The sequence below is a fragment of the Flavobacterium sp. 2 genome (assembly GCF_049949195.1).
Classification (GTDB): domain Bacteria; phylum Bacteroidota; class Bacteroidia; order Flavobacteriales; family Flavobacteriaceae; genus Flavobacterium.
Genome location: NZ_CP188206.1, coordinates 3,710,120 through 3,734,061 on the forward strand (window position 1 = coordinate 3,710,120; position 23,942 = coordinate 3,734,061).

27 protein-coding genes and 2 tRNA genes are annotated in these 23,942 nt (G+C 33.6%); 14 read left to right on the forward strand and 15 right to left on the reverse strand.

The annotated features are described in order from the left end of the window. Positions 1-17: 17 nt before the first annotated feature. From ACNFIH_RS16080 to ACNFIH_RS16100, 5 genes are all read right to left on the reverse strand, one after another. On the reverse strand, positions 18-236 hold the full coding sequence (locus ACNFIH_RS16080; protein ID WP_426483896.1) for a DUF5808 domain-containing protein: 219 nt from the start codon (positions 234-236) through the stop codon (positions 18-20). Between the two features lie 72 nt (positions 237-308). Further along, the gene (gene lptB / locus ACNFIH_RS16085; protein WP_426483897.1) at positions 309-1,049 is read right to left on the reverse strand and encodes an LPS export ABC transporter ATP-binding protein; all 741 of its coding nucleotides are present in this window, start codon (positions 1,047-1,049) and stop codon (positions 309-311) included. 90 nt (positions 1,050-1,139) lie between these two features. After that, positions 1,140-1,490 (reverse strand): carboxymuconolactone decarboxylase family protein, encoded by a 351-nt coding sequence (locus ACNFIH_RS16090; RefSeq protein ID WP_035650271.1) that lies wholly within the window; start codon positions 1,488-1,490, stop codon positions 1,140-1,142. Continuing rightward, positions 1,483-2,298 (reverse strand): twin-arginine translocase subunit TatC, encoded by an 816-nt coding sequence (gene tatC, locus ACNFIH_RS16095; protein ID WP_035650268.1) that lies wholly within the window; start codon positions 2,296-2,298, stop codon positions 1,483-1,485. Before tatC ends, ACNFIH_RS16090 begins: the two co-directional genes overlap by 8 nt. Next, entirely contained in the window at positions 2,298-3,263 is a 966-nt protein-coding gene (locus tag ACNFIH_RS16100) for a KpsF/GutQ family sugar-phosphate isomerase (RefSeq protein ID WP_035650266.1), read from the reverse strand. The genes tatC and ACNFIH_RS16100 overlap by 1 nt, the downstream gene beginning before the upstream one ends. Before the next feature lie 88 nt (positions 3,264-3,351). Between ACNFIH_RS16100 and recQ the strand changes: the two genes are divergently transcribed. Then, entirely contained in the window at positions 3,352-5,547 is a 2,196-nt protein-coding gene (recQ, locus tag ACNFIH_RS16105) for a DNA helicase RecQ (RefSeq protein WP_426483898.1), read from the forward strand. Between the two features lie 62 nt (positions 5,548-5,609). Here recQ and ACNFIH_RS16110 read toward each other — a convergent pair whose 3' ends face one another. Next, positions 5,610-5,852 (reverse strand): hypothetical protein, encoded by a 243-nt coding sequence (locus ACNFIH_RS16110; RefSeq protein WP_426483899.1) that lies wholly within the window; start codon positions 5,850-5,852, stop codon positions 5,610-5,612. 325 nt (positions 5,853-6,177) lie between these two features. Between ACNFIH_RS16110 and ACNFIH_RS16115 the strand changes: the two genes are divergently transcribed. Further along, positions 6,178-7,737, forward strand: a complete 1,560-nt coding sequence (locus ACNFIH_RS16115; RefSeq protein WP_426483900.1) for an NAD(P)/FAD-dependent oxidoreductase — start codon at positions 6,178-6,180, stop codon at positions 7,735-7,737. Positions 7,738-7,818: 81 nt separating this feature from the next. Here the strand turns inward: ACNFIH_RS16115 and ACNFIH_RS16120 are convergent, their stop codons facing one another. The 4 genes from ACNFIH_RS16120 to ACNFIH_RS16135 form a co-directional block, all read right to left on the reverse strand. Next, positions 7,819-8,778 (reverse strand): quinone oxidoreductase family protein, encoded by a 960-nt coding sequence (locus ACNFIH_RS16120; RefSeq protein WP_426483901.1) that lies wholly within the window; start codon positions 8,776-8,778, stop codon positions 7,819-7,821. Positions 8,779-8,874: 96 nt separating this feature from the next. Beyond that, positions 8,875-9,555, reverse strand: coding sequence for a hypothetical protein (locus ACNFIH_RS16125; protein ID WP_426483902.1), 681 nt, complete (start codon positions 9,553-9,555; stop codon positions 8,875-8,877). A gap of 130 nt (positions 9,556-9,685) precedes the next feature. Continuing rightward, a complete protein-coding gene (locus ACNFIH_RS16130; protein ID WP_426483903.1) occupies positions 9,686-10,240 on the reverse strand; it encodes a hypothetical protein in 555 nt (184 codons plus the stop codon). Positions 10,241-10,299: 59 nt separating this feature from the next. Then, positions 10,300-11,703, reverse strand: coding sequence for an aminopeptidase P N-terminal domain-containing protein (locus ACNFIH_RS16135; RefSeq protein WP_426483904.1), 1,404 nt, complete (start codon positions 11,701-11,703; stop codon positions 10,300-10,302). 262 nt (positions 11,704-11,965) lie between these two features. Between ACNFIH_RS16135 and ACNFIH_RS16140 the strand changes: the two genes are divergently transcribed. Continuing rightward, positions 11,966-12,400 carry an META domain-containing protein gene (locus tag ACNFIH_RS16140; protein ID WP_426483905.1) on the forward strand — a complete coding sequence of 145 codons (435 nt, stop codon included), beginning with the start codon at positions 11,966-11,968 and terminating at the stop codon, positions 12,398-12,400. 56 nt (positions 12,401-12,456) lie between these two features. Here the strand turns inward: ACNFIH_RS16140 and msrA are convergent, their stop codons facing one another. Together msrA and msrB are read right to left on the reverse strand one after the other, a co-directional pair. After that, on the reverse strand, positions 12,457-13,068 hold the full coding sequence (gene msrA, locus ACNFIH_RS16145; RefSeq protein WP_426483906.1) for a peptide-methionine (S)-S-oxide reductase MsrA: 612 nt from the start codon (positions 13,066-13,068) through the stop codon (positions 12,457-12,459). Between the two features lie 7 nt (positions 13,069-13,075). Beyond that, positions 13,076-13,630: a peptide-methionine (R)-S-oxide reductase MsrB gene (gene msrB / locus ACNFIH_RS16150; RefSeq protein WP_426483907.1), complete on the reverse strand. Its 555-nt coding sequence runs from the start codon at positions 13,628-13,630 to the stop codon at positions 13,076-13,078. A 295-nt stretch (positions 13,631-13,925) separates the two neighbouring features. Here msrB and idi point away from each other — a divergent pair, with 295 nt between their 5' ends. The 8 genes from idi to ACNFIH_RS16190 all read left to right on the forward strand — a co-directional run bounded on the left by idi (position 13,926) and on the right by ACNFIH_RS16190 (position 17,606). Beyond that, positions 13,926-14,453, forward strand: coding sequence for an isopentenyl-diphosphate Delta-isomerase (idi, locus tag ACNFIH_RS16155; protein ID WP_426483908.1), 528 nt, complete (start codon positions 13,926-13,928; stop codon positions 14,451-14,453). 22 nt (positions 14,454-14,475) lie between these two features. Continuing rightward, entirely contained in the window at positions 14,476-14,886 is a 411-nt protein-coding gene (locus ACNFIH_RS16160; RefSeq protein ID WP_035650236.1) for a 6-carboxytetrahydropterin synthase, read from the forward strand. 3 nt (positions 14,887-14,889) lie between these two features. Then, positions 14,890-15,348 (forward strand): peroxiredoxin, encoded by a 459-nt coding sequence (locus tag ACNFIH_RS16165; RefSeq protein ID WP_426483909.1) that lies wholly within the window; start codon positions 14,890-14,892, stop codon positions 15,346-15,348. Positions 15,349-15,396: 48 nt separating this feature from the next. Then, complete coding sequence (locus ACNFIH_RS16170) at positions 15,397-16,365, forward strand: type I phosphomannose isomerase catalytic subunit (RefSeq protein ID WP_426483910.1); 969 nt, start codon at positions 15,397-15,399, stop codon at positions 16,363-16,365. A gap of 57 nt (positions 16,366-16,422) precedes the next feature. Then, complete coding sequence (locus tag ACNFIH_RS16175; RefSeq protein WP_035650232.1) at positions 16,423-16,689, forward strand: hypothetical protein; 267 nt, start codon at positions 16,423-16,425, stop codon at positions 16,687-16,689. Positions 16,690-16,765: 76 nt separating this feature from the next. After that, positions 16,766-16,839 (forward strand) — tRNA-Thr (locus tag ACNFIH_RS16180). Positions 16,840-16,948: 109 nt separating this feature from the next. After that, positions 16,949-17,022: transfer RNA gene (locus ACNFIH_RS16185), tRNA-Thr, on the forward strand. Between the two features lie 125 nt (positions 17,023-17,147). Then, complete coding sequence (locus ACNFIH_RS16190) at positions 17,148-17,606, forward strand: hypothetical protein (protein WP_426483911.1); 459 nt, start codon at positions 17,148-17,150, stop codon at positions 17,604-17,606. 82 nt (positions 17,607-17,688) lie between these two features. Here ACNFIH_RS16190 and ACNFIH_RS16195 read toward each other — a convergent pair whose 3' ends face one another. The 3 genes from ACNFIH_RS16195 to htpG form a co-directional block, all read right to left on the reverse strand. Then, positions 17,689-18,426, reverse strand: coding sequence for a DUF4369 domain-containing protein (locus ACNFIH_RS16195; RefSeq protein ID WP_426483912.1), 738 nt, complete (start codon positions 18,424-18,426; stop codon positions 17,689-17,691). Positions 18,427-18,558: 132 nt separating this feature from the next. After that, positions 18,559-19,365: a hypothetical protein gene (locus ACNFIH_RS16200; RefSeq protein WP_426483913.1), complete on the reverse strand. Its 807-nt coding sequence runs from the start codon at positions 19,363-19,365 to the stop codon at positions 18,559-18,561. Positions 19,366-19,490: 125 nt separating this feature from the next. After that, a complete protein-coding gene (gene htpG / locus ACNFIH_RS16205; RefSeq protein ID WP_426483914.1) occupies positions 19,491-21,374 on the reverse strand; it encodes a molecular chaperone HtpG in 1,884 nt (627 codons plus the stop codon). A gap of 202 nt (positions 21,375-21,576) precedes the next feature. On the opposite strand from htpG, the gene ACNFIH_RS16210 reads away from it, so the two are divergent. The 3 genes from ACNFIH_RS16210 to ACNFIH_RS16220 all read left to right on the forward strand — a co-directional run bounded on the left by ACNFIH_RS16210 (position 21,577) and on the right by ACNFIH_RS16220 (position 23,863). Then, positions 21,577-22,080 carry a lipocalin family protein gene (locus tag ACNFIH_RS16210; RefSeq protein ID WP_426483915.1) on the forward strand — a complete coding sequence of 168 codons (504 nt, stop codon included), beginning with the start codon at positions 21,577-21,579 and terminating at the stop codon, positions 22,078-22,080. A gap of 30 nt (positions 22,081-22,110) precedes the next feature. Further along, a complete protein-coding gene (locus ACNFIH_RS16215) occupies positions 22,111-22,806 on the forward strand; it encodes an OmpA family protein (protein WP_142451908.1) in 696 nt (231 codons plus the stop codon). A 106-nt stretch (positions 22,807-22,912) separates the two neighbouring features. Continuing rightward, on the forward strand, positions 22,913-23,863 hold the full coding sequence (locus ACNFIH_RS16220; protein WP_426483916.1) for an ABC transporter ATP-binding protein: 951 nt from the start codon (positions 22,913-22,915) through the stop codon (positions 23,861-23,863). The last annotated feature ends 79 nt before the right edge of the window (positions 23,864-23,942 follow it).

Genomic DNA, 23,942 nt, shown 5'->3' on the forward strand with positions numbered 1-23,942 from the left:
TTTTTCAAAACTTATATCTATTTCGATAGAACTAAAATTAAAATTATTACAAAAGGCAATAGAAGCATTACAGAATATGGATTGGCAAAATTTATAGTATAACCCATCCATGCAATTCTCTTTGGAGGCATTAATCGTTTGTCTTTTGGATTATAATAAAAACAGCCTAAAAACCAATTATTTGGATCTTTGTGCCAATTATTGTAATCTTCCTGAGTTGGTTTTTCTGATTTCATTTGAGATTTTTATTTAAAAAAAAATGGTAAAAAGTAATTAACATTTTACTTTTTACCATTCACATATAACTTTTAAAACTCAAGTTTCTTTTTACGAAGTTCGAAGTTTTGTCCAAGATAAACACGGCGAACCATTTCATCTTCTACCAATTCTTCTGGAACTCCGGCTTTTAGAATTCCTCCTTCAAACATTAAGTATGTCTTGTCAGTAATTGCTAAGGTTTCCTGAACGTTGTGATCGGTGATCAAAATTCCGATGTTTTTGTTTTTTAATTGCGCTACAATTCGCTGAATATCTTCAACCGCAACCGGGTCAACTCCGGCGAAAGGCTCATCTAACAAAATAAACTTCGGGTCAGTTGCCAATGCGCGGGCAATCTCAGTACGACGACGCTCACCTCCAGAAAGTAAATCGCCTCGGTTGGTACGAATATGTTCTAAACTGAATTCTTCAATCAAACTTTCCATTTTAGCAATCTGAGCTTCTTTTGAAAGTTTAGTTAATTGTAAAACACTCAGGATATTATCTTCAATGCTCAATTTTCTAAAAACTGAAGCTTCTTGTGCCAAATAACCAATTCCTTGCTGAGCACGTTTGTACATCGGATAATCGGTAATATTCAAATCATCAAGATAAATACTTCCCTGATTTGGTTTTACCAATCCAACAATCATATAGAAAGAAGTTGTTTTTCCAGCACCATTCGGACCCAAAAGTCCCACAATTTCTCCTTGATTTACCTCAACAGAAATTCCTTTTACAACACTTCGTCCTTTGTATGTTTTGATTAAATTATCGGCTCTTAATTTCATTTTTAAAGTTTAATCGTTTAATCGATAAATCGTTTATTCGTTGCAAATTAACAAATAAACGATTCAACAGTTAAACGTATTAACAATTATTTATTTTCCAGCTTCTTCCAGGGCTTCCCAGAATTCGTAAGCTCTTCTTAAATGCGGAATTACAATTGTTCCGCCAACAAGAGTAGCGATTCCCATTGCTTCCATCATTTCTTCTTTAGAAATGCCTTCTTTGTAGCTGGTTTCTAAATGGTATTTTACACAGTCGTCACAACGTAAAACAGCTGATGCAACTAAGCCTAAAAGTTCTTTTGTTTTTACATCAAGAGCTCCTGGCGCATATGCGTTTGTGTCAAGGTTGAAAATTCGCTTTACAATTTTGTTGTTGTCAGCTAGTAATTTTTCGTTCATTTTAGAACGATAGTCGTTAAATTCTTGTACGATATCAGACATTTTCTTTCATTTTATTTCTATAAACAATCTTTGAAATAAGAATACTCACTTCATAGATAATCAACATCGGAATTGCCACAATAGTTTGGCTTACTACATCAGGTGGTGTTACGATTGCGGCAATAATCAAAATGATTACTACTGCATATTTCCAGTATTTTCTTAAGAAAGTTGGGGTTACTAATCCTAACTTGGTTAAGAAATAAATTGCAATTGGAAGTTCAAAAAAGATTGCACTTCCGAGAATACTCGTTTTAACCATTCCCATATAAGATTCTAGTGTAAATTGATTTTTTACAACATCACTCACCGAGAAAGTGGCAACGAAATTTACCGACATCGGAATTACCACAAAATATCCGAACAATACTCCTAAAAAGAAAAGCAACGACGAAACAAAAATGAAAACTTTTGCATTTTTACGTTCTTTCTCATATAAAGCCGGACTGATAAATTTCCAGATTTCCCATAAAATATAAGGAAAACTCAATATGAAACCTGCCAGAAGACACATCCATACAAAGATATTTACTTGCCCTTCCATTTCGGTATTTTGAATAATGAAATTCAGTTCAGTAATACAAATGCTGTCTGCAAATCCCAATGAATGTGATAAGTCACAAAACCAAACATACGTAAAGAATGTTGGTCTAATTGGACCTAAAATAATTTGATCAAATAAATAATCACTAATAAAATAAGTAACAAATGCCATAATACATATTGCAATTGTACTTCTAACCAATAACCATCTAAGTTCTTCAAGATGATCTAAAAATGACATCTCGCCAAGGTTTTTCTTTGCCATTATACGATTCCTTCTTTTAAAATGTCATGTAAATGTAATACTCCTTTATATTCGCCATTGTCGGCAACGATTAGCTGTGTGATAGAAAAATCTTCTAGAATATTCAAAGCATCAACAGCCATTGTTTCTGATGAAACTAATTTTGGGTTTTTGGACATAATATCCCTTGCTGTTAAGTTCGCAATAGTATCTACGTCATTTAGCATTCTTCGGATGTCTCCATCTGTAATAATTCCGATAATTTTATTGTCTTCAATAACGGCAGTAACGCCTAATCTTTTCTCTGAAATTTCAAAAATAGCTTTTTTGATTGAGGTCTCAGGTGTAACCATTGGTTTTAATGAATGCTCAATCATGTCTTTTACCTTAAGCAATAATTTTTTGCCTAAAGCGCCTCCCGGATGGTAAACTGCAAAATCTTCAGGTTTAAAATCGCGCATTTCCATTAAACATACTGCTAATGCATCTCCCATAACAAGTTGAGCTGTAGTGCTGTTTGTTGGTGCAAGATTTATTGGGCAAGCTTCCATTTCAACGGTTGTGTTGAGAACAAAATCTGAACCTTTTGCCAGAAACGAAGTTATGTTTCCTGTTATTGCAATTAAAGTATTTCCGAAGCGTTTTAATAAAGGAACCAAGACCTTAATTTCAGGACTGTTCCCGCTTTTTGAAATACAGATTATAATGTCGTCATTCTGAATCATTCCTAAGTCGCCATGAATGGCTTCTGAGGCATGCAAAAACATCGATGGAGTTCCGGTAGAGTTAAAAGTAGCAACCATTTTTTGCGCGATAATGGCGCTTTTTCCAATTCCTGTAACGATCAAACGGCCTTTGCATTCATAAATACGTTGTGCCGCTTCGTAGAAATTTTCATCAAGAAAATCAATTAATTTTGTAATTGCCTCACTTTCAGATAGTATGGTTTTTTTGGCGATTGCCAATATATTTTCTTTTGAGATCAAAACAGAATATTTAAAATTTGTATGTATAAAAGAAAGTTGTATCTTTATGTGTTGCAAATTTATACAAAAATATCCATTAAAATAAAGAATGAATTCAAACGAAATTGAAATACACAAGGAATTAAAGAAGTATTTCGGCTTTAGCCAATTTAAGGGCTTGCAGGAGCAAGTCGTTACGAGTATTTTAGGTAAAGAGAATACTTTTGTAATTATGCCTACGGGCGGTGGAAAGTCTCTTTGTTATCAATTACCCGCTTTAATTCAGGACGGAACAGCAATTGTTGTTTCTCCTTTAATTGCTTTGATGAAAAACCAGGTTGATGCGATTCGAAGCCTTTCTTCAGAAAATGGAATTGCGCATGTGCTCAATTCTTCTCTCACAAAAACAGAAATTGCCCAAGTTAAAAAGGATATTAGTTCAGGCCTGACAAAGCTTTTGTATGTTGCGCCCGAATCTTTGACCAAAGAAGAATATGTTGCTTTTTTACAAAGCGTGCCAATTTCTTTTGTAGCAATCGATGAAGCGCATTGTATTTCAGAATGGGGACATGATTTTAGGCCGGAATACAGGAATCTTAGAAATATAATCAAACAATTAGGCAAAGTGCCGATTATTGGACTTACCGCAACTGCAACCCCAAAAGTTCAGGAAGATATTCTGAAAAACCTAGATATGGCTGATGCAAATACTTTTAAAGCATCATTCAACAGACCGAACTTATTTTATGAAGTTCGTACGAAAACGAAAAATATTGAGTCGGATATTATTCGATTTATCAAACAACATAAAGGCAAATCTGGAATTATTTACTGCTTAAGCCGTAAAAAAGTAGAATCGATTGCCGAAGTTTTACAAGTTAACGGAATCAGTGCAGTTCCCTATCACGCAGGTTTAGATGCAAAAACACGCGCCAAACATCAGGATATGTTTTTGATGGAAGATGTGGATGTCGTTGTGGCAACAATCGCCTTCGGAATGGGAATTGATAAGCCAGATGTTCGATTTGTAATTCACCACGACATTCCAAAATCGCTTGAAAGTTACTACCAAGAAACCGGACGCGCCGGTCGTGATGGAGGCGAAGGACATTGTCTTGCTTATTATTCGTATAAAGATGTAGAAAAGCTGGAGAAATTCATGTCTGGAAAACCAGTTGCTGAACAGGAAATTGGTTTTGCGCTTTTGCAGGAAGTTGTGGCTTACGCCGAAACCTCAATGTCGCGCAGAAAGTTTCTTCTACATTATTTCGGAGAAGAATTTGATAGCGAAACGGGTGAAGGTGCCGATATGGACGACAACGTTCGAAATCCTAAACATAAAGTCGAAGCCAAAGAACAAGTCGTTAAATTACTTGAAATTGTTCGCGATACCAAACATATTTACAAATCAAAAGAGATTGTATTTACTTTAATTGGGCGTGTAAATGCTGTAATTAAAGCCCATAAAACAGATGCACAGACTTTCTTCGGGACAGGTTCAGATCATGACGAAAAATATTGGATGGCGCTGTTGAGACAAGTTTTGGTTTCAGGTTATTTATCAAAAGATATTGAAACTTATGGTGTTATAAAAATCACGAAAGCTGGTTTGGATTTTATCAAAAAACCGGTTTCGTTTATGATGTCTGAAGATCATGAATATAGTGAGGCTGATGATGAAGCAATTGTAACAGCAGGGAAATCATCAGGAACAGCTGATGAAGTTTTGATGGGAATGCTTCGTGAACTTCGTAAAAAAGTAGCCAAAAAATTAGGTGTTCCTCCTTTTGTTGTTTTCCAGGATCCTTCACTTGAAGATATGGCATTAAAATATCCAATTTCCTTAACTGAATTGTATAATATTCATGGAGTTGGAGAAGGAAAAGCTAAGAAATATGGAGGTGAATTTGTAGCATTAATCAGCCGATATGTTGAGGATAATGATATTATTCGCCCAGATGATTTGGTTGTAAAATCAACAGGAGTTAACTCTGCAAACAAATTATACATTATTCAGAATATTGACAGAAAGCTTCCTTTAAGCGATATTGCTTCTGCAAAAGGACTGACAATGGATGCTTTAATTAAAGAAATGGAGCAGATTGTTTATTCTGGTACAAAACTGAATATTAAATATTGGGTTGATGATATGCTTGATGACGATCAGCAGGAAGAAATACATGATTACTTCATGGAATCAGAATCGGATAAAATTGAAGATGCTCTAAAAGAATTTGACGGCGATTATGATATTGATGAATTGCGTTTAATGCGTATAAAGTTTATCAGCGAGGTCGCTAATTAGTCTTAAAGTTATAAAGTCGAAAGTCTTAAAGTCGTGTGTTTACACTTTCGACTTTAAGACTTTTAACTTTCGACATAAATCTCTCCACGATGCGGTTTCAAAGCATCTCTTACCTGAATCATATTTTCATCGGTTACGACCATAAAAGCGATGGCGTACATATCATCGATGATTTTAAATCCTGTAATATTTAAAGGAAGCTTTTCAATAATAATATATTCTTTTAAATGAATTTCGTGATGTTCGGCTGTTTTTGCAGAAGCCGGGCCTCGGAAATCCCAAATCAATTTTATTTTTCTAGACATTTTTTTAAGGTGCAAAGGTTCAGAGTTGCAAAGGTACAAAGTCTTTTTTAAAGGTTCGAAGGTTCTGATACTATCCCGATAGCTATCGGGACTGAGTTTTTTTTCTGTAGAGACGCACTGTAGTGCGTGTAACGTATTGTGTATACTCGTTGCGTAGACGCAGTGCGGTGCGTCTCTACCATATGCTTTGTGATGAAAATCTACAAAATCAGTTTAGATCTGTGTCAATCTGCTTGCATATTTTGTGGTAAATATAAAATCTCATTTTAAAATGTTATTTTTGCAACTTCTTTTCATAGAAAGAAAAGCTAATAAATAAGATACAATGCCAAGAGAACTTTTACTTCAGGTAACTCCAGAAACTGCTGCAAACGAAGTGTTGCTTAAAGATTATTTGTCGAAACAAATTAAAGTTTCTCCAAACGAAATTCAGCATATTACAATTTTAAAACGTTCGATTGATGCGCGCCAAAAAGCGATTAAAATCAATTTGAAAGTTATTATATATTTAAAAGGAGAATCTTTTCAGGAAACTAAAATTGAACTTCCTTCATATAAAGATGTTTCTTCTGCTCAAGAAGTTATTGTCGTGGGCGCAGGTCCAGCCGGACTTTTTGCAGCTTTGCAATTAATAGAATTAGGCTTAAAGCCAATAGTAATCGAACGAGGAAAAGACGTTCGAGGACGCCGACGCGATTTGAAAGCAATCAACCGTGAACATATCGTTAACGAAGATTCTAATTATTGTTTTGGAGAAGGCGGAGCCGGAACTTATTCTGACGGAAAATTATATACGCGTTCTAAAAAACGTGGTGATGTAACCCGAATTTTAGAACTTTTAGTTGCTTTTGGAGCTTCAGAAGATATTTTGGTTGAAGCGCATCCACATATTGGAACAAATAAACTTCCAAAAATTATTGAAGACATTCGAAATAAAATTATCGAGTTTGGCGGACAGGTTTTATTTGATACCAGGGTTACAGATATTTTGGTGAAAAATAATGAAGTTGAAGGAATCGTAACTCAAAACGGAGATAAGATTCTGGCTAGCAAATTGATTTTAGCAACCGGACATTCAGCGCGAGATATTTTTGAATTGTTAGATAAGAAGAAGATTTTTATTGAAGCGAAACCTTTTGCTTTAGGAGTTCGTGCTGAACATTCACAGGAATTAATTGATAGTATTCAATATAGCTGTGATTATCGTGGTGATTATTTACCGCCAGCGCCATATTCGATTGTAAAGCAGGTTAATGGTCGTGGAATGTATTCGTTTTGTATGTGTCCCGGCGGTGTAATTGCACCTTGTGCTACAAGTCCGGGTGAGGTTGTTACCAATGGCTGGTCGCCATCAAAACGTGATCAGGCAACCGCAAATTCCGGAATTGTAATAGAGTTGAAATTGGAAGATTTTAAACCTTTTGCCAAATTTGGTGCTTTGGCTGGAATGGAGTTTCAAAAAAGTATTGAACAAAAAGCATGGCATTTGGCTGGAGAAACTCAAAAAGTTCCGGCACAAAGAATGATCGATTTTACACAAAATAAAGTTTCAGCAGATATTCCAAAAACTTCTTATGTTCCCGGAACAACTTCGGTTGAAATGGGACAGGTTTTTCCTGGGTTTTTATCTCAGATTTTACGCGAAGGGTTTAAGGAATTTGGAAAATCAATGCGTGGTTATTTAACAAACGAAGCTATTTTACACGCACCAGAAAGCCGAACTTCATCGCCAGTAAGAATTCCGAGAGATCCGATGACTTTAGAACATTTGCAGATAAAAGGATTATATCCGTGTGGAGAAGGTGCGGGTTATGCAGGTGGGATTATCTCTGCAGCAATTGATGGAGAAAAATGTGCTTTGATGATTGCTGAAGCTCTGAAATAAAAAGGTTAGTGTTATAAAAAATAATCGCCACGAATTCACGAATTTCATTTTAAATAATTCGTGAATTCGTGGCGGAAAAAATTACGGAATCAAAATTATTTTTCCGGTACTTTTTCTGCTTTCCAGATAATCGTGTGCTAGTTTTCCTTCTGATAATTTAAAAGAAGTTGGTTCGGAAAGTTTGATTTTTCCTTCGGTTATCCAATTGAATAATTGAGTAGCGCGTTTGATTCGTTCTTCTTTAGAATTTAAATAGCTCCATAAATCGCCTCCGGTTAAAGTTTTTGAGCCATCCATTAACATTCTTGGGTCTACAAATTCGGGATCGCCACCTGCCATTCCGAAGAAAACGACTTGTCCGCATTCTTTTGTGACTTCGAAACTTTCTTTTAAAGTGCTTCCGATACTGTCATAAACGACATCAACACCTTTTGAAATAATTTCGAAAACCTTTGATTTCCAATCCTCATTATAAAGAAAAACATGATCTGCACCTTGCTCAAAACCAACTTTTGTTTTTTCTGCAGATGAAGTCAAGCCAATTACATTTGCTCCTAAAAGTTTGTTGATTTGGGTTAGAATTTGTCCAACTCCGCCGGCAACGGCATGAATTAATACCGTTTCCCCTTTTTGAGTTTTATGACTATCAGTTGCTAAATAATGCGCTGTTAAACCTTGTAATAAAACAGAAGCTGCGGTTTCAAAAGAAATCGCTTCAGGCAAAGGTAAAACGTGGTTTGTGTTTACGGCAACCAATTCTGCGTTTGCGAAAGGAACATCGGCGAAAGCCACACGGTCGCCAACTTTATATTCAGGATGATTATTTGCATCAACAACAATTCCGGCGCCTTCGTAACCGGCAATAAAAGGCGGATTTCCTTTTAAGTGATAATTTCCTTTTCGTCTGTAAACATCGGCAAAATTTAATCCGATGGCTTTCATTTCGACTAAAATTTCATCGCTTTTTAGTTGTGGTGCAGGAATTTCGATATATTCTAAAACATCTGAATCTCCGAATTTAGAGAAGGTAAGTGCTTTCATTTTTAAAATAAATTTAGAAATACAAAGTAAGTGAAAATTGAAGCTTGTTTACGACGTTTATTATTTTGATTTTAAGTGAAATTTAAAAGAATTTTTTTAACACAAAAGCCACCATAAAGTAAGGTAGTTGAGTTTTCCGTCTTTAAAATAAAATAGAAAGCAATCGTCACTCTTATTATCTAAATAAAACCTAAATCGCACTTCGTTGGCATAATCTGTTTTTTCCATTTCTGTATTCGGAAACTTAGTCCTAAATTCTTTCACTGTTGTGTCTTTGTTTAATGTAATATTGTGCGAAATAATTTTAAATGAATTATTACCGACAAATCCAGTATCAAATAATACAATGTGATTATTGGTCGCAAACTGAATATTTTGGCTGAATATTGTTGTTATTTCTCCATTGAATGTATTAAATGTTCCCGATTTGTTATTCTTTTTACCATATGTTTTAATCATCCATTTTTCGTCTAACCATTCAAACGGACTGCTACATTCCCAAAGCTGTGTTGATGTAGAATCAACTTGAGTATAAATTGATTCAAATTCATCTTTTGTTAATATTACTTTATGATCATTAATTAGGACGTTTTCTTTTCCAAGAAATTTCGAATCATAAATTGATTTATCTTTTAGTTTTTCTTTTGGTTCTATTGATGTATTGACTTTTTGTTTGGTTTCTATAATTTTTTTGGATTCGTTTGCTTTTTCATTACGACTGTTACAGGCTATTAATATTGTAAAAAAGAATAAAAGTAAAAGGCTTTTAGTTTTCATTTATGGTGTCTTTTTGGATTTTTGAAATTTTGTTTCGGGTTGATAAATATCTGAAATACAATACAAGTAGTTCAAATTGTCTATAATGGTTTTCTAAGCTAGTTTTTCCTCTTTTTGCAAGTAATTCTTTTTATCCCTGAAAATCGCCACAGTCGTGTTCCTCAAATTTATCCAGTATTTTTTTTATAGTATAGAATTTTGAAATTCTCAGATTTTTAATTTTTATACTGTCGCCAGTGATTTTTAATTCGTAAACTGGGGCTTTGTCTATTTTCGTTAATATAAAATTATTTTGTTTTGTTTTAAATTCTATTAAATCATCAGACCCCGAAAATTCAGTAATTTCAAACTCCTGTGTTGTTTTGTCATCACAAACATTGGTTATTTTGAAGCGTTTTTCAGATATCGATACAATTGCCAAGTCGCACGCATAACAATTACCTGTAAATTCGATTCCATATTTTTTAAATACATCTTTACTTTTGGAATTCAGAATATCTATTGGAAAAAGTTGATCCAAATCTCCAGTATTCTTTTCTCTACTATCGACAACTGGTTCTGTAATAGTTTTTTTGGTTTTTGTGATGGTATCTTTTTCAGCAGCATTTTCAATTTTTTGATTAACGTTTTGATTGCATCCTGAAAAAATAAAGGCAAGTAAAATCAATTTTAAAAAGGTCTTCATGTTTTATTTTCTATTTTGAAAGTGTAGGTTTTAAAGTTTTGAATGTATTATCTGCCAGATTATATTTTAGGAAACTTCATCTCATTGAAAGTACTTTTTTGTTTGGCTAAAGCTTCAACATCTTGCCATTTTCTTGGAGATTCTGCAGAGAGATTTTCATATGAATCTTTTTTGATCAAAATATCATCTTCGATACGAACACCAATATTCCACCATTTTTTATCGCATTTGCTGTTTGCGGAAATGTAGATTCCCGGCTCAACAGTAAGAATCATATTTTCTTTTAAATTGCCCATATAATCTCCTTTGTCGTGAACATCTAAGCCAAGAAAATGTGAACAGCCATGCGGATAATATATTCTGGCATCTTTTGGATCAGTAATAATTCCTAGTTTGATTAATCCAGCAGCAACTATTTCTCTCGATTTTTTGTTTAAATCCTGAATTGGAGTTCCTTCTTTACAAAGTTTAAAAACTTCTTCTTGTGCTTCATAAACAATTTGATAAATGGCTTTTTGTTCTTCAGTAAATTTTCCGTTTGCTGGGATTGTTCTGGTAACATCTGCTGAATAACCGTGATATTCTGATCCAACATCCATTAATAATAATTGGTTGTCAATTTTTGTAGAATTGTTTTCGCCATAATGCAAAATACATCCGTTTGCTCCAGCGCCCACAATTGGCGGGTAGCCTTCGTCTTCTGCGCCGTATTTTCTGTGAACGTAAGCGTGAATTCCGTCTGCTTCATTTTCGCTCATGTCTGGGCCAACTGCTTTCATTACTTCATTGTGTGCAATGCAGGAAAGTTTTACTGTTTTGCGCATTAAATCAAGTTCTTCGGGCGTTTTTATTTGACGTAATGAATTCGTAATAGTGGTAAATAAATCGGTTGAAGCTTTGTTTTCTTGTGTAATTGAAGCTTTGGATTTAAATATCTGAATTAAGCCAAAAAGATCAAATCCGCTGTTGTCATTGTTTAAATCTGTTGGGATTTTATCGTAAATTATGTTGTTGAATTTTTCAAAATCAACTTTAAAAGCATTAAAATCTTTTCCGTTGTAAACGGTTGAAAGCCCTAATTTTGATTTTGCTCCTTCAACTCCTAAACGTCTTCCTGTCCACATTTCGCGATTGGCGTTTCTTTCTCTCACAAAAAGAACTTCGTTGTATTTTTCAGTTCCTTGTGGTTCTTTAAAAATCAATAAAACACCATCAGCTTCTTTATAACCTGATAAGTAATACATGTCAGGATTTGCGTGATAATTGTAATTGACATCTTTTGAGAAAATTCTTTCTGGATACGAAAAAATTACGGCTACAGAATTAGCGGGCATTAAAGCTCTAAAAGCTTCGCGACGTCCTTTGTGAAACTCTTTTGAAAGGTAATCCGTTGGAAGGTTTTCCTGCGAATGAATTTGGCAGATTGTAAGTAAGAATGCGAAGAATACGAATAATTGCTTCATTTTGTGGTTTTTTTTGATGATTTTTAGTTTTTTGATAACTGCAAATTACAAAAAAAATGTAATCACAAATTGTAATTTAAATGTTTGATTAATATTGTTTTAAACAAAATGATGTAACTTAGAGATTAGAAAATTACAGTTTGCCGAGAAATTTAAACTTTAATAAATCGTGTAACTGGGCACGAATATTGAGAAAGGAATGTTTATAGAATAATTTTAATCTTCAAAAAACAATTATATTAATCTTTAAAACACATTTTTTATGAAAAAATACACACTCGCAGCCGTTTCAGTTTTAATGGTATTATTAGCTTCTTGCAAAACATCGAAAGACGCGTCAAGCGGAGGGAATTTATTTGGTACAACTTGGGAATTAGAATATATCTCCGGTCCAAGAATCGCTTTTGAAGGTTTGTATCCGAATAAAAAACCGCAGATTACTTTTGATGAAAAAGAAACAAAAGTTTTTGGAAATAATGGTTGTAACGGATATAGTGCTCCTTACACTTTAAGCGGAAAATCGTTGACTTTTGGAGAACCAGGACCAAGCACATTAATGTTTTGTGATGGAGGAGGAGAACAACAGTTTTTACAGCAAATGAAAAAAATCACGAGCTATTCTATTGATAAAGATGGCAAATTAAATTTAATTCAGGGTGATGTGCCAATGATGCGATTTAAAAAAGTGGCTAAATAATTTTAGTATTCTAGCTAAAATAAAAAAGGGAAATGATTAATTCATTTCCCTTTTTTTTATGATTTCTTTTTTAGTTTGTCTTTGAAGACTTTTTCGAACTTTTCTATTTTTGGCTGAATCACCATTTTACAGTACGGCTGGCTTTTATTGTTTGCGTAATAGTTTTGATGGTAATCTTCGGCTTTATAAAATACTTTAAAAGGTTCTACTTTTGTTACAATCGGATTGCTGTAGACTTTTGCTTTGTTTAATTCGGCAATAATGCTTTGTGCGGCTTTTTTTTGCTCTTCGTTTTTGTAGAAGATAACAGAACGATATTGAGTTCCAACATCTGCACCTTGGCGATTTAAAGTTGTTGGATCATGAACGGTAAAAAAGACTTTGAAGATTTCATTAATATCAGTTACGTTTTTATCGTACGTAATTTGAACAACTTCAGCGTGACCAGTTTCGCCAGTGCAAACTTCTTCATAAGTAGGATTTGGAACATTTCCTCCCGAAAATCCAGAAACAACAGATTTTACTCCGTCCAAATTTTCATAAACAGCTTCAACGCACCAGTAACAGCCTCCGCCCAATGTAATTGTTTCTAAATTGGAGGATTTTTTATTTTGTGAAAATCCGTTTAGCGATAAAGCAAATAAACAGATTAAAAGTAAATTTTTCATAATTGAATTATTTGTTATCAGGAATAAAATCAAGAGCAATCGAATTCATGCAATAGCGTTTTCCGGTTGGTTCAGGACCATCGTCAAATAAATGTCCAAGATGTCCGCCACAACGTCCACAAAGTGCTTCGATTCTTTCCATTCCTAATGAATTGTCATTTTTATAAACCACGCTTGTTTTGTTGTCTTGTTCAAAAAAGCTTGGCCATCCACAACTACTCGAAAATTTAGCAGTCGATCTAAAAAGTTTGTTACCACAGGAAGCACAGTAATAAGTGCCTTTTTCATCTGTATTCCAATATTTTCCTGTAAAAGGTCTTTCGGTGTCAGCTTCGCGCATTACGGCATAAACATCTTCAGGTAAAACCTTTTTCCATTCGGCATTGCTAACATTTAATTTTGTGGTATCTGTGTTTGAATAATAAGGATTTCCTGGTTTGTCAATTTTGTTTTCCATTGAAGTTATTTTTGCAGGTTGTTTTTTTGTGTTTTGTCCACATGCTTGAAGAATAAAAAGCGGCAGTACAAAGCAAAGGCTGAAAATTAAGTTTTTAGATTTCATAGTTTTTTGGTGCATTAATCTGATGTTCAAAGATACGGTGGGATTCTGTTTCGAAATGTCAGCTAGATTACAATTCAGTTTTTTTTAAGTATGTTTTAACTTTTCGTTATTTACGTAAAAACGACTGGAGCAGTTTTTGTATCTTATTTTTAAAGGATTTTTGTTTCGATAATGAATGTAGTGTTTTGGTAGTCAGAATTTTATGAAAACATCAAAGTAGTTAAACTTTTCACAATGTCTGCTAGGATTTTATAGCCATTTCTTTTTTCGTATTTTTGTTAATTCAATACGCCATATGACAGAAGAAAACGTAATATTAGTTAACCAAAACGACGAGCAGATTGGCTTAATGCCAAAATTAGAAGCACATGAAAAAGCGCTTTTGCACCGAGCATTTTCAGTTTTTATATTAAATAATAAAAATGAAATTATGCTGCAGCAAAGAGCACATCATAAATACCATTCCCCTTTACTTTGGACAAATACGTGTTGCAGCCATCAGCGTGAAGGCGAGAATAACATTGAAGCGGGAAGCAGAAGGCTGTATGAAGAAATGGGATTTAAAGCCGAATTAAAAGAGCTTTTTCATTTTATCTACAAAGCGCCTTTTGATAATGGCTTGACAGAACATGAGTTAGATCATGTAATGATTGGCTATTATGATGATGAACCGAACATTAATCCAGAAGAAGTTGAAGCCTGGAAATGGATGAGTATTGAAGATGTTAAAGCTGATATTGAAAAACAGCCCGAAATTTATACTGTTTGGTTTAAGATAATTTTTGATGAATTTGATCATTATCTTGAAGACCATAAATTATAACCAAAACTAACCAAAAGCCTAAATGAGAGTAACCATATCAAGAAAAGCACATTTTAATGCTGCACATCGATTATACAGGAAAGATTGGACATCGGAAAAAAACAATGCTGTTTTTGGAAAATGCAATAATCCCAATTTTCATGGTCACAATTATGGTTTGACGGTTAGTGTTACAGGAAAAATTGACCCGGAAACTGGTTTTGTTTTAGATGTGAAAGTATTAGCGGATATTATACTTGAAGAAGTTGAAATTCCGTTTGATCACAAAAACCTGAATCTGGATGTCCCGGAATTTCAGGATTTGAATCCAACTGCTGAAAATATTGCAGTTGTGATATGGAATAAAATTAGAAAAAGAATTCAGCCTGATTTCGACCTGGAAATCGTTCTGAATGAAACGGACCGCAATTTTGTAACTTATAAAGGAGAATAATACATGTCATTAAAAATAGGAGATATAGTTCCGAATTTTACTGCAAAAGATAGTCATGGAGAACTTTTTGACAGCCAAAGCGTTTTAGGAAGAAAGCCACTCGTGATTTATTTTTACCCAAAAGATAATACGCCGGGCTGCACTACCGAAGCTTGCAGTTTCCGCGATCAATACGAAGATTTTAAGGATTTAGGCGCCGAAGTTATTGGTATAAGTAGTGATAGTGTAAAATCGCATCACAAATTTGCAAATAAGCATAAGTTGCCTTTTATTTTACTTTCAGATCAGGATAAAAGATTAAGACAACTGTTTGGTGTTCGCAATAATTTATTTGGCCTTCTTCCAGGAAGAGTCACTTATATTGTGGACAAAAATGGTGTGGTTATTTTGATTTTTGACAGTATAAATGCTGCGAAACATATTCCGAAAGCATTGGAAACAATTAAAGAATTAGTATTATAGATTTAAAAAATAGTATTTAAACAATAAAGATATTAGCCCAAAAAAAAGATGAGTACACAATTATATCCATTGCAGTTTGAACCAATTTTGAAAGAAAGAATTTGGGGAGGCGAAAAGTTAAAAACAGTTTTGAATAAACCAATCACGTCAAAAATTACTGGTGAAAGCTGGGAATTGTCAACTGTTCCGGGAGATGTTAGTGTGGTTTCAAATGGTGCGTTGAAAGGAAAATCATTAATGGAGCTTATTGATGAAACTCCAAATGAAATTTTAGGGAGTAAAGTTTATAATCGGTTTGGAAAGCAGTTTCCATTGCTTTTTAAATATTTAGATGCGCGCGAAGATCTTTCAATTCAGGTTCATCCGAATGATAAATTAGCAAAAGAACGTCATAATTCTTTTGGGAAGACAGAAATGTGGTACGTAATGCAGGCTGATTCTGATTCAAGAATTATCGTTGGTTTTAAAGAAGATTCCAGTAAAGAAGAATATTTGAAACATTTGCATGATAATACACTAGTTTCGATTTTAGATGATGTAAAAGCAAAACCTGGTGATGTTTTCTTTTTAGAAACAGGAACAGTTCATGCAATTGGAGCCGGATTGGTTGTTGCTGAAATTCAGCAGACATCTGATATCACGTATCGTTTGTATGATTTTGACAGAGTTGATGCACAAGGAAATAAAAGAGAGCTTCATGTAGATTTGGCTCTCGATGCTATCAATTACAATAAAGTTGATACACAAAAGAAATATGAAACAAAGTCAAATGCTTCAAACACAGTTGTTGATTGTCCTTATTTTACAACTAATTTTATTCCGTTAGAAAATAAAATCGAGGTTTCTAAATCTGGTGAAACTTTTACAGTTTATATGTGTATTGAAGGAAGTTTTGAAATTGAATATAATGGTTTTAAGCATGCTTATAAAAAAGGAGATACTGTTTTAGTTCCCGCTGCGATAAATGCATTTATTTTGAGTGGAAAAGCTTCAATTTTAGAAATTTACATTTCATAGCACTTAATCTAAAGATTATGTGTACTTTTGCAAACGCAAATTAAAATTATAATAAAAATGGCAAACGTTAAAAATTTAAAGAAAGACATCAATTTCGTATTAGGAGATATTATTGAGGCAGTTTACTTGTTTGAGATGTCAACAACAGGAAATCCTACTCCAGAAACGAATGCTTTAGTTGATGAAGCTATCGCTGCATTTGATACTTTGATCACAAAAGTGAACGCAAAGAACGTTGAAAATAAAAAAGCGCACTTCAAACAAATAAATGTAGAATTGGAACAAGTTGCTAATCAATTGATTGCTAAAATCAACGAATTGTAAGCAAAAAAAAGTATAAAAAAGGGCAAATTTATTTTGGAAAAACGAAAAACCGCTTTATATTTGCACCCGTAATGAGGCCGATGTAGCTCAGCTGGCTAGAGCAGCTGATTTGTAATCAGCAGGTCGTGGGTTCGAGTCCCTCTATCGGCTCAACGAAAAACCATCACAGAAATGTGATGGTTTTTTAAATTATAGAGAGAGGTGTGAAATTATTTTTGGAAATTAAAAAAACAATTTTATCTTTGCACCCGTTAAAAAGGCCGATGTAGCTCAGCTGGCTAGAGCAGCTGATTTGTAATCAGCAGGTCGTGGGTTCGAGTCCCTCTATCGGCTCAAAAACCATCACAGAAATGTGGTGGTTTTTTTTATGCCCAAATTCTAAGTTTTCAAGTTTTAGGTTGGATTTTTTTAAACAATATTTTTCTTATGTTTGTTTCTTAACCAAAAACCTAATCATAATGGAAGAAACCTCAGTATTTGAAAAATTCGAGCTGCATCTCGATCAATCTGCAAAAGATTTTTTAAAAGAAATAGCAAAGTGGGCTTACTTTTTGTCAATTCTTGGATTTATAGGAGTTGGACTTTTTGTTGTAATAGCAATTTTTGCCGGAGCAATTTTTGCTTCAATGGGAAATACAATGGCAGGAGTGGGAATATTTGCAGGTTCTTTTGGGGCTATTATGAGCTTCTTTTATTTATTAATAGCGGGAGTTTATTTCTTTCCTGTTTATTATTTGTTCAGATTTGGTTCGAATGCTAAAAGAGCTTTTAGAGAAAATGATTCTGAAGCATTGACATCTTCTTTGGGATATTTAAAATCGCATTATAAATTTATTGGTATTTTGATGGTTTCTATGCTGGTCTTGTATGCGTTGATTTTTATGTTTGCTATTTTAGGGTCTTTGTTAGGGAGATAATTTTAAATAGCATTATTTTTAAAACACCGAGTTATTAGTATAAAAAAAACGTCCTGAATTTCAGGACGTTTTTTTTATTTTTTTATTCTGCTGCGGCTGGAGCTTTTTGTTCTTGCTTTTTTATATCAGCAACATATTTAGTTAACTTCTTTCCGTAAAGCGACTGTGCTACTTTTGGAGTCATCGATTTCTGAATCGTATCTAAGAATTTTACATTGATATCATAAATCTCTGCTAAAGCGATATAAGGCGCAATTTCGTGATCTTTGTTGTTAAGAGCGAAGTTTGTAGCGAAAAGATATTTTCTTTTAGTATTTGAGTCTTCTTTTGTGTTAATGCTGTCTAAAGCTTTTTGGTCGTTTCTTTTCATCGCTTTAAATCTTGGTTCTACCAAAGCCAGACTTTCATCATTGAAACGATCGTTTATTTTTTTATACTCTTCGTATAATTCTTGATTTTTAGATCCTGTGATTTTAGCATTATAAATGAAATTATCCAAGTTGGTATCAATGTTTATGTTTCCAGGTTCTGCAAAAAACAAAATATTATTGTCCATTGAATTCGTTACACCTCTATCTAAAAATAAATAAAGCATTTCTGGAGATTCTAATTTGATATCGCGCTCAAAAGCCGAATTCCCATCAATTTTAATGCTATCGATTGCAACTAGCGAAGTGTCAACAATTCTTTGAATATATAAAGTTCCTTTTTTTAATCCTTTAATGTTTCCTGTGATGTGCAGGTTGTCAGGAGATTCATTTTTTTTGCTACATGATGCTAATAGGGCAATTGCAGCAAAGGCAATAATAGATTTTTTCATTGGTTTTTTAGATTTTGGTGCAAAATAAAGAAAATAGTTTGAATGTGGTTATGGTGATTTAAATTTTAATAAAAAATAAATCCCAACTTATTTCTAAATTGGGATTTGTGTATTTTTATAAAAATGAGATTCTTACATTGATAATGTATAGATTGCTCCACTCTCGTGAGTATAAGTAAATTTGCTGTCGCAGTCGTTGTTTCCGTAGTCAATAACTCCTTTAAGTAATCCGCCTTCAATTTTTAATTTTCCTTTTGAAATATATTGGCAAGAATATTTTTTAATCAAAGTTTCCTGAACAGTAAAAGTTAAAGTTGTACCTTTTTCAGTTGTAACAGTGTGCGTTCCTTCAGTCATTTCATATACGTTGTCTTCAAGAACAAATGGAGTATCAACACCTGCAGTTTGTTTTACGGTATATAATCCAGAATTAGTGTAAACTCTTCCTAATAAATCAGTAAATTTTCCATTTGTTACTTTTCTAGTAAATTGTGGTACAGTAGCAACTGTTGTGGTATTTGTATATTCGATTGTTCCTTCAAGCTTAATTCCATTGATTGAATAGTCGATTCTTTCAATTGTCAATTTGCTTCCTGTAGTAGTTACTGGCCCAGTAAGAGTAAGTTTTAGTTTTCCTTTTCTTGTAAGTCCGTTATCTGTGCATCCTGCAGTTCCATAATCTACTGTATATACTTTAGGATAAGATCCTGTGGAAACTGTAATTGTTGCACACACTGCAGCTGCAGGTTTTGATGTTGTTGAACTATTTGTTACAGATAATCCTGTATTGACATCCATTTCGTTTGCGGCATCAATTGAGATCGAAGCGCCAACAGCTGTCGTATCGGTTTGAGTTGCAATATCATCATTGCTGGAACATGAAATGTAGGTTAATGCTGTTACACAAACTGTTGTGACTAAAAGAGCGATTTTTTTCATAGTAGTTTTTTGTTAAGTTAGATTTTAAAGGTCTTCAAATGTAACAAAAAAAATGAATCGCAATAAAAAAATCCCGTAAGCTGAACTTACGGGATTTTTGGAAATTATTTTATGAGATAAAAATCTTATTTAATCATCTCAAAACTTCTTTTTACAAAAGCAGTTAAAGCTTCACCTTTTAAAAGGTTTTGCGATAATTTAGCTAAGTCTAAAGCTTGTTTTACCAAATGTTCTTGGTGTGTTTTATCTTCAGTATTTAAAATGCTTGAAGCTAAATCAGAATTTGTATTTACCACCAAATTGTACATTTCTGGCATATTTCCCATTCCGAACATTCCGCCTCCGCCAGTTTGGCTCATTTCTTTCATTCTTCGCATAAATTCTGGCTGCGTAATAATGAACGGTGCTGCCTGAGAATCCATAGCTTCTAATTGTACGCTGTATGCTTTCGGGATATAAGCTTCTAAAGAAGTTTTTAAAGCTGCTTTTTCATCATCAGATAATTTAGAAATCGTGTTTTCATCTTTTTTGATTAAATTATCAATATGATCAGAGTCAACACGTACAAAAGTTAATCCGCTGTTGTCACCTTCAATTTTTTGAATTAAATGAGAAATAATCGGAGAATCTAAAAGTAATACTTCATATCCTTTCTCTTTTGCTGCTTCAATATAGGAGTGTTGCGCATCTTTATTTCCTGCATAAAGAACTACAAGCTTACCATCTTTATCAGTTTGGTTTTCTTTTAGTTTTTCTTTTAATTCTTCTAAAGTGAAATAAGTATCATCAACAGTTGGATATAATACAAATGCACCTGCTTTTTCGTAGAATTTATCTTCAGAAAGCATTCCGTACTCTAAAACAATTTTAATATCGTTCCATTTTGCTTCAAAATCAGCGCGGTTTTCGTTGAATAAAGATTTCAATTTATCAGCAACTTTGCGTGTGATGTAGTTTGAAATTTTCTTAACCGCTCCATCAGCCTGTAAACCAGAACGAGAAACATTCAATGGAATATCTGGAGAATCAATTACACCTTTTAACATTGTCAAAAATTCAGGAACAATTCCTTCTACGTTATCAGTAACGTAAACCTGGTTTTGGTACAACTGAATTTTATCTTTCTGGATTTGCATGTCGTTTCCTAATTTCGGGAAATACAAAATACCAGTTAAGTTAAATGGATAATCTACATTTAAATGAATATTGAATAACGGCTCTTCAAATTGCATTGGATACAATTCTCTGTAGAAGTTTTTGTAATCTTCATCAGATAATTCAGAAGGCTGTTTTGTCCAGGCTGGATTTGGGTTGTTGATGATGTTGTCAACTTCAATTGTTTCGTTTATGAAATCTTCCGGAGCGTCTTCTGGTTTAGGAAGTGTTTCTGTTCTTGTTCCAAATTTAATTGGAATAGGCATAAACTTGTTGTATTTGCTCAATAAACCACTGATCTTAGAATCCTCTAAGAATTCTAAAGAATCTTCAGCGATATGAAGAATGATTTCAGTTCCGCGTGAAGTTTTGTCAGCAGGTTCTAAAGTGAATTCAGGGCTTCCATCGCAAGTCCAATGCGCTGCTGGCTCATCTTTGTATGATTTTGTGATGATTTCTACTTTTTCAGCTACCATAAAAGCAGAATAAAAACCAAGACCAAAATGTCCAATAATCCCAGAATCTTTAGCAGAATCTTTGTATTTATCTAGGAATTCTTCGGCACCAGAAAATGCAACTTGGTTGATGTATTTTTCAACTTCATCAGCCGTCATACCTAAACCTTGGTCGATAATATGGATTTTTTTACCTTCTTTATCTACTTTAATTTCGATAACCGGATTTCCGTATTCAACTTTAGCTTCGCCAATACTGATAAGGTGTTTTAATTTTAAAGTGGCATCAGTCCCGTTTGAAACTAGCTCACGTAAAAAGATTTCGTGATCGCTGTATAAGAACTTTTTGATTAAGGGAAAGATGTTTTCTACCGAAACATTAATTTTACCTGTTGTCATATTTTTTTAATTTTTGAGTTTAACTTGATGGTTTTCATTTGTTCAAATAGAATACCAATTGTTTTTAGGGTGACAAAATGTCGGAAGTGTTAATTTTGAAAGAAAATAAATAGATTTTGGAAGAGAAAATATCTCAACGAATCGTATATTTGTGGTATAATAATTGTTAAACGCGTAAGTATTAACTTAAATAATGTACAAAATGAAGAAAATTATTTTCATTTGCATGATCGCCACGATGTTTTTCGCGTGTAAATCATCTTCGTCTACAACGGCTGCAACAGAAGCGCCAACACTTTCTACTAAACTTGACAAATCAACTCAAGTAGCAATTAAGGGAAATTGGGTATTAACCAATGTGTCTTATCCGGGTTCAGATTATATTAAGGTGAATTCATTTGATCTAGCAGATTCAAAATGTTTTATTGGCAGTACTTGGAATTTTATTTCTAATAACAACAAAGGTACCATGACCCTGAACGCGCCAAGTTGTACAGCATTTACTTCGCCAATTGTTTGGAGTATCAATAATCAGGGACTTTTTGTTCTTAAAATTGTTAATCCTGGAACAAAATCTAAAAATGTAAAAGAAGGTTATTTGTTGAAAGTTGCAGGACTTAGTGATAATTCTTTTCAGTTAATTGACAATATAAACGTAGGCGGACAAGTTAAAGACGTAACGTACCAATTTCAAAGAGCTAACTAAGAAGCTAATTAATATTAAAAATATATACACATGAGAAAGATAAAAGTTTTAGGGTTGAGTAGTTTACTTGTATTAAGTAGTTTTTTTGCAAGCTGTGATTCAGTAAAAAATGCGAATAATACGCAAAAAGGAGCCGGAATTGGAGTTGTTGCCGGAGGACTTATTGGTGGTATTCTAGGAAACAATTTAGGACATGGTGGAAATGCTGCCTTAGGAGCTGCTATTGGAGCTGCTGTAGGTGGAGGAACCGGAGCCCTTATTGGAAATAAAATGGATAAACAGGCTCGTGAAATTGATCAGGCGCTTCCAGGTGCAGATGTTGAAAGAGTAGGTGAGGGTATTCACTTGACTTTGAATGAAAATGCTGTTCGTTTTGATACTAACAAATCAACTTTGACTTCAACTGCAAAAGCAAATTTAGATAAATTAGTTCCTGTGTTTAACGATTACGGAGATACTAATATTGAAATTTTTGGTTATACGGATAACACAGGTAAACCGGAATATAATTTGACACTTTCTGGACAAAGAGCTGCTTCTGTTCAAGCTTATTTAGTTTCAAAAGGTTTAAAATCTAGTCGTTTCAAAACTTCAGGTTTAGGAATTGCTGATCCTATTGCTACTAATGATACTCCAGAAGGAAGAAGCCAAAACCGTCGTGTAGAGTTTGCAATTACTGCAAATGACAAAATGGTAAACGATGCTAAAGCCGAAGCTGGAAAATAGTTTTAGAAGGCAATAAAATTTATTAAAAGCTGTTTCTTAATTGAAGCAGCTTTTTTTTTGACTTTAGAAATTAAACATTGTAAATTTGAACTTTCAAATTCAACTCATGCTCGATATTCAAAATATTTCTTTTTCGTACATTGATACGTCCGTTATAAAAAACGTTTCGTTTACTATAAATAAAGGTGAAAATATCGCCATTATTGGTGAAAGCGGCTGCGGAAAAAGTACACTGCTAAAACTAATTTATGGTTTATACGATTTAGATGAAGGCAAGATTTTTTATAACGAAAAACCAGTTTTAGGTCCAAAATACAATTTGATTCCAGGAATGCCGTATATGAAATATCTGGCTCAGGATTTTGATTTGTCTCCTTATGAAACAGTGGCTGAGAATGTTGGTAAATTCCTCTCGAACGGCTTTGCCAACATGAAAAAACTGCGTGTTCAGGAATTATTGGAAATGGTTGAAATGGAAAACTTTTCCAATGTAAAAACTAAATTTTTAAGTGGAGGCCAACAACAGAGAGTAGCTTTGGTTAGAGTTTTGGCTTTAGAACCCGAAGTAATTTTACTTGACGAACCTTTCAGTCAGATTGATGCTTTTAGAAAAAATGCTTTACGCCGAAATTTATTTAGATACCTAAAGCAAAAAGGAATTACCTGTATTATTGCTACGCACGACAGTACAGATGCATTATCGTTTGCAGATGAAGCCATTGTGATGCGCAATGGAGAAGTGATTGTAAAAGATAATCCAACAAAAATATACGAAGATCCTCAAACTAAATATGTTGCTTCGCTTTTTGGTGAGGTAAATGAAGTTGCAACTCATTTATTGCTGGATTATGAGGATGAGACTCATAAAACATTGGTGTATCCGCATCAATTTAAAATGGTTGCCGATTCAAAATTGCAAGTGAAAATCAGAAGAACTTATTTTAGAGGAAATCATTATTTAATTGAAACTGTTTTTAAAAGACAATTGATCTTCTTTGAAAGTGAAATTGATTTACCTCTTGAACAGGAAATATTTCTTGGCTTAAATTATCTTTAATTAGAAAATGTGCCAATTTGATAATTAGATAATTTTTAATACTTAAAAAAGAAAACCCGACAGTTTCAAATCTGTCGGG

Coding starts and splice junctions, on each gene's coding strand:
- ACNFIH_RS16090 (WP_035650271.1), bottom strand. CDS start 1,490: ATGTCTGATATCGTACAAGAATTTAACGACTATCGTTCTAAAATGAAC.
- idi (WP_426483908.1), top strand. CDS start 13,926: ATGACAGAAGAAAACGTAATATTAGTTAACCAAAACGACGAGCAGATT.
- msrA (WP_426483906.1), bottom strand. CDS start 13,068: ATGAAAAATTTACTTTTAATCTGTTTATTTGCTTTATCGCTAAACGGA.
- lptB (WP_426483897.1), bottom strand. CDS start 1,049: ATGAAATTAAGAGCCGATAATTTAATCAAAACATACAAAGGACGAAGT.
- ACNFIH_RS16190 (WP_426483911.1), top strand. CDS start 17,148: ATGGAAGAAACCTCAGTATTTGAAAAATTCGAGCTGCATCTCGATCAA.
- ACNFIH_RS16140 (WP_426483905.1), top strand. CDS start 11,966: ATGAAAAAATACACACTCGCAGCCGTTTCAGTTTTAATGGTATTATTA.
- ACNFIH_RS16160 (WP_035650236.1), top strand. CDS start 14,476: ATGAGAGTAACCATATCAAGAAAAGCACATTTTAATGCTGCACATCGA.
- ACNFIH_RS16130 (WP_426483903.1), bottom strand. CDS start 10,240: ATGAAGACCTTTTTAAAATTGATTTTACTTGCCTTTATTTTTTCAGGA.
- ACNFIH_RS16165 (WP_426483909.1), top strand. CDS start 14,890: ATGTCATTAAAAATAGGAGATATAGTTCCGAATTTTACTGCAAAAGAT.
- ACNFIH_RS16210 (WP_426483915.1), top strand. CDS start 21,577: ATGAAGAAAATTATTTTCATTTGCATGATCGCCACGATGTTTTTCGCG.
- ACNFIH_RS16220 (WP_426483916.1), top strand. CDS start 22,913: ATGCTCGATATTCAAAATATTTCTTTTTCGTACATTGATACGTCCGTT.
- htpG (WP_426483914.1), bottom strand. CDS start 21,374: ATGACAACAGGTAAAATTAATGTTTCGGTAGAAAACATCTTTCCCTTA.
- ACNFIH_RS16080 (WP_426483896.1), bottom strand. CDS start 236: ATGAAATCAGAAAAACCAACTCAGGAAGATTACAATAATTGGCACAAA.
- ACNFIH_RS16195 (WP_426483912.1), bottom strand. CDS start 18,426: ATGAAAAAATCTATTATTGCCTTTGCTGCAATTGCCCTATTAGCATCA.
- ACNFIH_RS16215 (WP_142451908.1), top strand. CDS start 22,111: ATGAGAAAGATAAAAGTTTTAGGGTTGAGTAGTTTACTTGTATTAAGT.
- ACNFIH_RS16200 (WP_426483913.1), bottom strand. CDS start 19,365: ATGAAAAAAATCGCTCTTTTAGTCACAACAGTTTGTGTAACAGCATTA.
- ACNFIH_RS16170 (WP_426483910.1), top strand. CDS start 15,397: ATGAGTACACAATTATATCCATTGCAGTTTGAACCAATTTTGAAAGAA.
- ACNFIH_RS16175 (WP_035650232.1), top strand. CDS start 16,423: ATGGCAAACGTTAAAAATTTAAAGAAAGACATCAATTTCGTATTAGGA.
- ACNFIH_RS16120 (WP_426483901.1), bottom strand. CDS start 8,778: ATGAAAGCACTTACCTTCTCTAAATTCGGAGATTCAGATGTTTTAGAA.
- msrB (WP_426483907.1), bottom strand. CDS start 13,630: ATGAAATCTAAAAACTTAATTTTCAGCCTTTGCTTTGTACTGCCGCTT.
- ACNFIH_RS16125 (WP_426483902.1), bottom strand. CDS start 9,555: ATGAAAACTAAAAGCCTTTTACTTTTATTCTTTTTTACAATATTAATA.
- recQ (WP_426483898.1), top strand. CDS start 3,352: ATGAATTCAAACGAAATTGAAATACACAAGGAATTAAAGAAGTATTTC.
- ACNFIH_RS16115 (WP_426483900.1), top strand. CDS start 6,178: ATGCCAAGAGAACTTTTACTTCAGGTAACTCCAGAAACTGCTGCAAAC.
- ACNFIH_RS16135 (WP_426483904.1), bottom strand. CDS start 11,703: ATGAAGCAATTATTCGTATTCTTCGCATTCTTACTTACAATCTGCCAA.
- tatC (WP_035650268.1), bottom strand. CDS start 2,298: ATGGCAAAGAAAAACCTTGGCGAGATGTCATTTTTAGATCATCTTGAA.
- ACNFIH_RS16110 (WP_426483899.1), bottom strand. CDS start 5,852: ATGTCTAGAAAAATAAAATTGATTTGGGATTTCCGAGGCCCGGCTTCT.